General features: G+C 70.2%; 7 protein-coding genes. 2 read left to right on the forward strand and 5 right to left on the reverse strand.

Annotated elements, in window-relative coordinates:
• The 3 genes from mshB to AC08OV_RS14690 all read right to left on the reverse strand — a co-directional run.
• Positions 1–852 (reverse strand): N-acetyl-1-D-myo-inositol-2-amino-2-deoxy-alpha-D-glucopyranoside deacetylase (gene mshB, locus AC08OV_RS14680; protein WP_476619795.1); only part of this gene is annotated, 852 nt, incomplete at its 3' end.
• Between the two features lie 100 nt (positions 853–952).
• Entirely contained in the window at positions 953–2815 is a 1863-nt protein-coding gene (gene typA / locus AC08OV_RS14685) for a translational GTPase TypA (protein ID WP_476619791.1), read from the reverse strand.
• A 291-nt stretch (positions 2816–3106) separates the two neighbouring features.
• The gene (locus AC08OV_RS14690) at positions 3107–3610 is read right to left on the reverse strand and encodes a (deoxy)nucleoside triphosphate pyrophosphohydrolase (RefSeq protein WP_476614112.1); all 504 of its coding nucleotides are present in this window, start codon (positions 3608–3610) and stop codon (positions 3107–3109) included.
• 160 nt (positions 3611–3770) lie between these two features.
• On the opposite strand from AC08OV_RS14690, the gene AC08OV_RS14695 reads away from it, so the two are divergent.
• Entirely contained in the window at positions 3771–4070 is a 300-nt protein-coding gene (locus AC08OV_RS14695) for a 4a-hydroxytetrahydrobiopterin dehydratase (protein ID WP_476614111.1), read from the forward strand.
• Between the two features lie 44 nt (positions 4071–4114).
• Here the strand turns inward: AC08OV_RS14695 and AC08OV_RS14700 are convergent, their stop codons facing one another.
• Positions 4115–4489 (reverse strand): DUF952 domain-containing protein, encoded by a 375-nt coding sequence (locus AC08OV_RS14700; protein ID WP_476614110.1) that lies wholly within the window; start codon positions 4487–4489, stop codon positions 4115–4117.
• Positions 4490–4629: 140 nt separating this feature from the next.
• On the opposite strand from AC08OV_RS14700, the gene AC08OV_RS14705 reads away from it, so the two are divergent.
• Complete coding sequence (locus AC08OV_RS14705) at positions 4630–5787, forward strand: heparan-alpha-glucosaminide N-acetyltransferase domain-containing protein (protein WP_476619796.1); 1158 nt, start codon at positions 4630–4632, stop codon at positions 5785–5787.
• 130 nt (positions 5788–5917) lie between these two features.
• On the opposite strand, the gene ychF is transcribed toward AC08OV_RS14705, so the two are convergent.
• A complete protein-coding gene (gene ychF, locus AC08OV_RS14710) occupies positions 5918–6994 on the reverse strand; it encodes a redox-regulated ATPase YchF (RefSeq protein ID WP_476614108.1) in 1077 nt (358 codons plus the stop codon).
• Positions 6995–7359 lie beyond the last annotated feature (365 nt).

A 7359-nucleotide genomic window follows, 5' to 3' on the forward strand; every position in this document is an offset into this window, starting at 1 on the left:
GCCGAGGGCGCCCGGACCGTCCCCCGGCCCCCGGGCGCCCTCGGCCAGCACGAAGTGCTCGACACTCCAGGCTCGCTGACCGATGCCGTCGGCGAGCGCGAAAAAGAACCCGTCGACGCTCATCTGTGTCCGGTGCGACCGCATGGCGGCGATCTTCGCCTCGAAGAAGTGGGGAGCGGAGAGCTCGGTCGTGATGTCCGCATCGTCGACAAGCGTCATCCCCAGCTCGTCCACGGACTTCAGACCCGCGAACGGGCTGCTCTCAGCGGCGGAATCGCGGAAGTACTCGAAGCCCGCGACGGCGCTCGAGCGCGCCAGCGCCGTCTCGTAGCGCTTGGCGACCTGCCAGGCCGGACCGGCCTGCGGGGCGAAGGACGGGTCGGCGGCGTCGGTGAAGGCCCTCCGGGTGAGTTCGTGGGCCCGGATGTGATCGGGGTGCCCGTAACCACCGCGGGCGTCGTAGCTGACGAGCACCTGCGGCCGGACTTCGCGCACGATCCGCACCAGCTCCGCCGCGGCCTCGTCCAGGTCCGCCCGCCACAGACAGCGGGGATGGTCGTTGGCGGGGGTGCCGATCATCCCGCTGTCCCGCCAACGCCCGGGACCGCCAAGAAAACGCTGGTCGGTGATGCCGAGCGCGGCGCAGGCACCGGCCAGCTCGCCGATCCGGTAGCCGCCGAGCTGATCGCCCCGATCCGCCTGCAGATTGATCAGTTCGGGCACCAGTACCTCTCCCTCCTCCCCCAATGTGCACGTCACGAGGGTGACGTGGGTGTCGGGGGCGGCGGCGTACGAGGCAAGCGCGATCCCCGTCGAGATCACCTCGTCATCGGGGTGGGCGTGCACGAACATCGCCCGCCGGGCGGGAAGTGGCGCAGTAGAGGGTGATGATGGGGCAGCTGTCGTCACATTGACGACCCTACGGGCGACTTTGCCACTCTGGGGACCGGGCTCAGGCTCGGCGGCGGGAGCGGATCTTCTCGCGTTCGGCGGCGGTCAGCGCCACCTTGCGCAGACGCACGAAGCCCGGGGTGACCTCCACGCACTCGTCCTCGCGGCAGAATTCCAACGCCTGCTCAAGGGTGAGTACCCGGTGCGGGGTGAGCCGGACCAGCTCGTCGCCGGTGGATGAACGCATGTTGGTGAGCTTCTTTTCCTTGGTCGGGTTGACGTCCATGTCGTCCGCCCGGGAGTTCTCACCCACGATCATGCCCTCGTAGACCTCGGTCGTCGGCCCGACGAACATCGTGCCGCGTTCCTGGAGGTTGAACAGGGCGTACGCGGTCGCCACCCCGCTGCGGTCGGCGACCATGGAGCCTGTCGCCCGGGTGCGCAGCTCCCCGAACCAGGGCTCGTACCGGTCGAAGACGTGGTGCAGCAGCCCGGTACCGCGGGTCTCGGTGAGGAACTCGGTCCGGAACCCGATCAGCCCGCGGGCCGGGACCAGGTACTCCAGCCGGATCCAGCCGGTGCCGTGGTTGACCATCTGCTCGACCCGGCCCTTGCGCAGCGCGAGCAGCTGGGTCAGCGTGCCGAGGAACTCCTCGGGCGCGTCGATAGTGAGGCGCTCCACCGGCTCGTGGATCTTGCCGTCGACAATGCGGGTGACGACCTGCGGCTTGCCGACGGTCAGCTCGAAGTCCTCGCGCCGCATCAGCTCGACGAGCACGGCGAGCTGCAGCTCCCCGCGGCCCTGCACCTCCCAGGTGTCCGGCCGCTCAGTGGGCAGTACCCGGATCGACACGTTGCCGACGAGCTCGGCGTCCAGCCGGTTCTTGACCAGCCGCGCCGTCAGCTTCTTGCCGGAACGGCCGGCGAGCGGGGAGGTGTTGATGCCAATCGTCATGCTGATGGACGGTTCGTCGACGGTGATGACCGGCAGCGGCCGGGGATCATCGGCGTCGGCGAGGGTCTCCCCGATCGTGATGTCGGGGATGCCGGCGATGGCGATGATGTCGCCCGGCCCGGCCGACTCCGCCGGCACCCGCTCGAGCGCCTGCGTCATCAGCATCTCGCTGATCTTGACGCGCTGCTGGCTGCCGTCGGCCCGGCACAGCGTCGCCGGCTGACCACGCTTGATCGTGCCGTTGTGCACCCGGCACAGCGCGAGCCGGCCGAGGTATGGGGACGCGTCGAGGTTGGTGACCAGGGCCTGCAGCGGCGCGTCCGGATCGAACGACGGCGCCGGCACGGTCTCCAGCAGAAGGTCGAACAGCGGCTTGAGATCGGGTGAGTCCGGGCTCACCCCGTCGGCCGGGCGGGTGGTGGAGGCACGGCCCGCCTTCGCGTTGCAGTAGACGATCGGGAAGTCGATCTGGTCCTCGTCGGCGTCGAGGTCGAGGAAGAGCTCGTAGGTCTCGTCGACCACCTCGGCGATCCGGGCGTCCGACCGGTCCACCTTGTTGATGACGAGCACCACCGGCAGCCGCGCCGCGAGCGCCTTGCGCAGGACGAAGCGCGTCTGGGGCAGCGGGCCCTCACTCGCGTCCACGAGCAGCAGGACGCCGTCGACCATCGACAGGCCGCGCTCGACCTCACCGCCGAAGTCGGCGTGACCGGGTGTGTCGACGATGTTGATCGTGATGTCGCCGTAACGGACCGCGGTGTTCTTCGCGAGAATCGTGATGCCCTTCTCACGCTCCAGGTCCATCGAGTCCATCACGCGGTCGGTGAGCTCGGCATGCTCGCCGAACGCGCCGGACTGGCGCAGCATGGCGTCAACGAGGGTGGTCTTGCCGTGGTCGACATGGGCGATGATTGCCACGTTTCGAAGATCGGCACGAAGAGACACGGTGATGCGCTCCGGGGCGGACATGGGGTTCGCGACCCCGCAACAACGACGACGACGTCACCGCATGAAACGACGGTAACGCATGAACCGGTGACGCGAACGTTCTGGCGGGTGCCCGCCATGGTGTCGGCGCCGCGGCACGACGATCTGCCCGTCACGCGTACACCGGCAACGGTCGCACCGCCACTCATGGTACGGATGCACCCATGGTACGGATGCCACGGCTACAACGGGCTTCACCGGTCCGGGGCTTCACCGGTCCGGGGCTTCACCGGTCCGCGACCTCCCGTCGCCGGCGTTCAGAAGAGCCGGCGTTCAGAAGAGCGATCCGGGCGTCGACAGCACGCGGCGCAACTCCGCCACCAGGGGCCCGTCGGCCGGCATCCACCGGACATCGTCCAGTTCGGCTACGCCGAGCCAGCGCAGCTCGTCATGCTCGACGGGCTGGGGCTGCCGGCGCGTCACCCGGCCGAGCCACACCCGCAGCACCCACCCGGGGCTGGACAACCCGACCTCGCCGAGCGGCGGACCGACCTCGATCTCGACGTCGAGCTCCTCCCGGCACTCCCGGGTGAGCGCGTCGAGCTCGTGCTCGCCGGGCTCGACCTTGCCGCCCGGAAACTCCCACATCCCGGCATAGGGATGCGGTTCCCTGCGCCGGGCGGCCAGCACCCGGCGATCGTCGTCGAGCAGCGCGACGGCGACGACCAGACGTCCCCTCACCACCGGGACGTCGGTGCAGTCCCGGTCCTCGGGTGTTCCACGCCGTCGTCCATGGGTAGAAGGGAGGGCATCCAAGCCCTCCACATCCGCGTTCATGGTGCCGGACTCTCCCAGAGTCCGGCCAGCCGTGGATCCGTACCCGGCGGATCGTGTCTGATGAGCCTTTCGGGTGGCTCCACCAGGACGGCCCGCCCAGCAGCGGGACGTCGGACCCCAAGCCAGAGAATCAGAGAATCACCAGCCGGAGGGAATCGGTATGCCGAGCAAACTGGACACCACCGAAGTCGCCGAGGCGTTGGCGGCACTACCCGGCTGGATCGGCGACGCCGACCGGATCCAGTTGGAGATCATGCTGGACGGGGACGAGGCCGATGCGATCGTGGCCGAGGTCATGCAGGCAGCGGACGCGATGAACCATCATCCGGTCGTCGAGCGGGGCCCGGGAACAACGACCTTCACGGTCTGGACCCACTCGGTCGGCGGCGTCACCGAGCTGGACGTGGCCCTGGCCCGCAGGATCTCACAGATCCTGTACTCGGCCGGTGTCTCGTACTGAGCTCTCGTACCGAACAGACGTCTCGTACCGAACAGATCTGGAGATCACCAGAGGCTGGGCAGCATCCTGAAGACACCATCCGGATCAGGCGGGAACGGTACGACGATCGCCACCGCGCCGGTGTCGATCATCCCATAGAGATGCGGGAAGAGCTCCCCTGGCGCGGGCGTGCCCCCCGCGGGCGCCTGGCCGGCGGGCGCCCCGGCCGCCGGCGGCTCCCAGCGCAGCTCCGCGCTCAGCCGCTCCGGGTCGACGACGACCAGCAGCAGGTCCGCATGCCCGGCGTAGTACCGGTTCGCGGTGGCCACGGCCTGCTCCGGGGCGGAGAAATGGATGAACCCCTCGGATGCCAGGCTCGCCGGGCGGTACCCGCCAGCCCCGGCCGCCCACTCGGACCGGCCCACCAGATGGCAGATCACGCCATCCCCCTCTCCTTGCCACTCATCAGTCGTTGACTGCCGAGCCACGGTCGCGGTGCCCGCATCGGCCCGGGGATGCTCCCGGCGGGCCGGACGAAACCCACCCCCGCCCGGAGACCAGTGTGAAGGGCGTGCCCGCGATGCTTCAGCCCCGTTACCCGCAGGCCCACGGGGGAGGCCGCCTACGCGGAGTCGACGCGGCGCGGGGCATCGCCCTGATCGGCATGGTCGCGACGCACGTCTATCCCGCGGTCGAGGATGACGGGGCGGCGACCCCCGCGCATCTGCTCGCCTCCGGCCGGGCCTCGGCGGCCTTCGCGGTACTCGCCGGGGTGGCGCTGGCGTTGTCGACCGGCCGGCTGCCGGCGCCACAGGCGCGCGCGTCGACTGTGGCACGAGCGGCCTGCATCGGGACGATCGGCCTCGCCCTCGGTTACACCCACTCCGGCATCGCGGTGATCCTCTGTTACTACGCGCTGATGTTCATCCTGGCCGTGCCGCTGCTGCGGGCTCCGCTCGGAGCGCTGGTCGTCGTCACGGTGCTGGCGTTCGCGGTCGTCCCGGCCGCAGGCCTCCTCAGCCGGGACCATCTGCCGTCCCCGACCCTTGACGACCCAACCTTCGGCCGGGTGTTCACCCACCCGGTGAGCCTGACCCTGGAGATGGGCTTCACCGGCTTCTATCCGGCGCTTGCCTGGCTCGGGTATCTCTGTGTGGGACTCGCGGCCGGCCGGCTGGATCTACGGTCCACGCGGGTCGCCGCCGCCCTGCTCGCGGGGGGTGGCACGATCGCCGCGGCGGCGTCGCTGGCCTCCTGGGCACTGCTCCGGCACGCCGCAGGCATGGCCGCGCTCGAATCCGTCGATCCCGTCGAGGTCGCGGGAGTCGGGCCGCTGCCGGTGCGGTCCATCCTCGACGCCGGGCTGTACGGCAGCACCCCGACGAACACCTGGTGGTGGCTGGCCGTCGACACCCCGCACTCGTCCACGCCCGTCGATCTGCTGCACACCAGCGCGACCGCGGTCGCCCTGCTCGGGTTCGTCCTGCTGCTGAGCCGGCTGCTGCCGCCCCTGATGCTGGTCCCGCTCATCGCCGTCGGATCGATGACGCTGACCCTCTACTGCGCCCACGTGATCGTGATGTCCGCGTCCTTCCTCCCCGCGGACCCGACGCCGTCCTTCCTGCTCCAGGCGGCCGTGGCCCTGATCGTCGCCACCGCCTGGCGGGCGAGCGGGATGCGAGGACCGGTCGAGGCGGTCGTCGCCGCGGCCACCCGGGGCACCCGGCAGCTCGTTTAGCGCGGTGACCACGGCCGCCGGAGATCTTCAGGCCGCGGCCACAGCCTCGCTGTAGAGGCGGCCGTTGATCCCAAAGCTACTTCCGGACTCGTATTCCTTCGCGGTCCGGCCATAGCGGTCGGGAGGCTGCTCAGACGTTGAAGCGGAACTCCACGACGTCGCCGTCGGCCATCACGTAGTCCTTGCCCTCCATGCGCACCTTGCCGGCCGCGCGGGCGGCGGCCATCGAACCGGCCGCGATCAGGGCGTAGTACGAGACGATCTCGGCCTTGATGAAGCCACGCTGGAAGTCGGTGTGGATGGCCCCGGCGGCCTCCGGCGCGGTCGCCCCGGCCCTGATGGTCCAGGCCCGGGCCTCCTTCGGGCCGGCCGTCAGGAACGTCTGGAGCCCGAGGGTGTGGAAACCGATCCGGGCCAGCTGGGCGAGGCCGCTCTCCTCCTGGCCGAGCGAGGCCAGCAGCTCCGCGGCGTCGGCCTCGTCGAGCTCGGCCAGTTCGGCCTCGACCTTGGCGCACAGCACGATCGCGTCCGCGGGCGCGACGGACCCGACAAGTTCCTTGCGCCGACCGGGATCGGCGAGGACGTCCTCGTCGACGTTGAAGACGTAGAGGAAGGGCTTGGCGGTGAGCAGGAAAAGCTCCCGCAGGGCGTCGCGATCGATCTTCGGTTCCGAGGACAGCGTGCGGCCGGCGTCAAGCACCTCGCGCGCGGCCTTCACCGCGGCCAGCAACGGCTGCTTCGCCTTGTCGGCCCGGGCCTCCTTCTCCAGCTTCGGCAGGCGCGCGTCGACGGTCTGCAGATCGGCGAGGATCAGCTCGGTGTTGATCGTCTCGATGTCGTCGGCCGGGTCGACCCTGCCCTCGACGTGCACCACGTCAGGATCGGAGAACACCCGGACGACCTGGCAGACCGCGTCGGACTCGCGGATGTTCGCGAGGAAGCGGTTACCCAGGCCCTGCCCCTCGGACGCGCCTCGGACCAGGCCGGCGATGTCCACGAAGCTGACCGTGGCCGGCACCGTCCGGGCGCTGTCGTAGAGCTTCGCGAGCTCGCCGAGACGCGGATCGGGCACCCCGACCACGCCCACGTTCGGCTCGATCGTCGCGAACGGGTAGTTCGCGGCCAGCACCTCATTGCGCGTCAGGGCGTTGAACAACGTGGACTTGCCGACGTTGGGCAGCCCGACGATCCCGATCGACAAGCCCATGGCCGGTCAGTCTACGGACCTCACGGCTACAGGCCTCACGGCTACAGGCCTCACGGCTACAGGCCCCGCGGCTACAGGCCCCGCGGCTACGGGCCCCGCGGCCGCTCACCGGGAAGCGCCCCGCCGGGAAGGGCCCCGCCGGGGACCGGCTCACCGCGAAACCGCGCGAAACTGTCGGAGGGCCGTGATTGCCTCTCTCCCGTGGACACGACCAGCGCGCTGCTAGCCCTAATCGGGCTGGCTCTCGGCGCCATGGGCGGATTCGCCGCCGCGCGCCGCTTCGCCGATCCGCGGGTCGCCGCGCTCACGGCCGCGCACGCCGCTGCCATGCGGGAGCGCGACCAGGCCCGAGAGGCCGCCGCCGC

It is taken from the genome of Frankia sp. CeTa3Moorea (genome assembly GCF_978021225.1).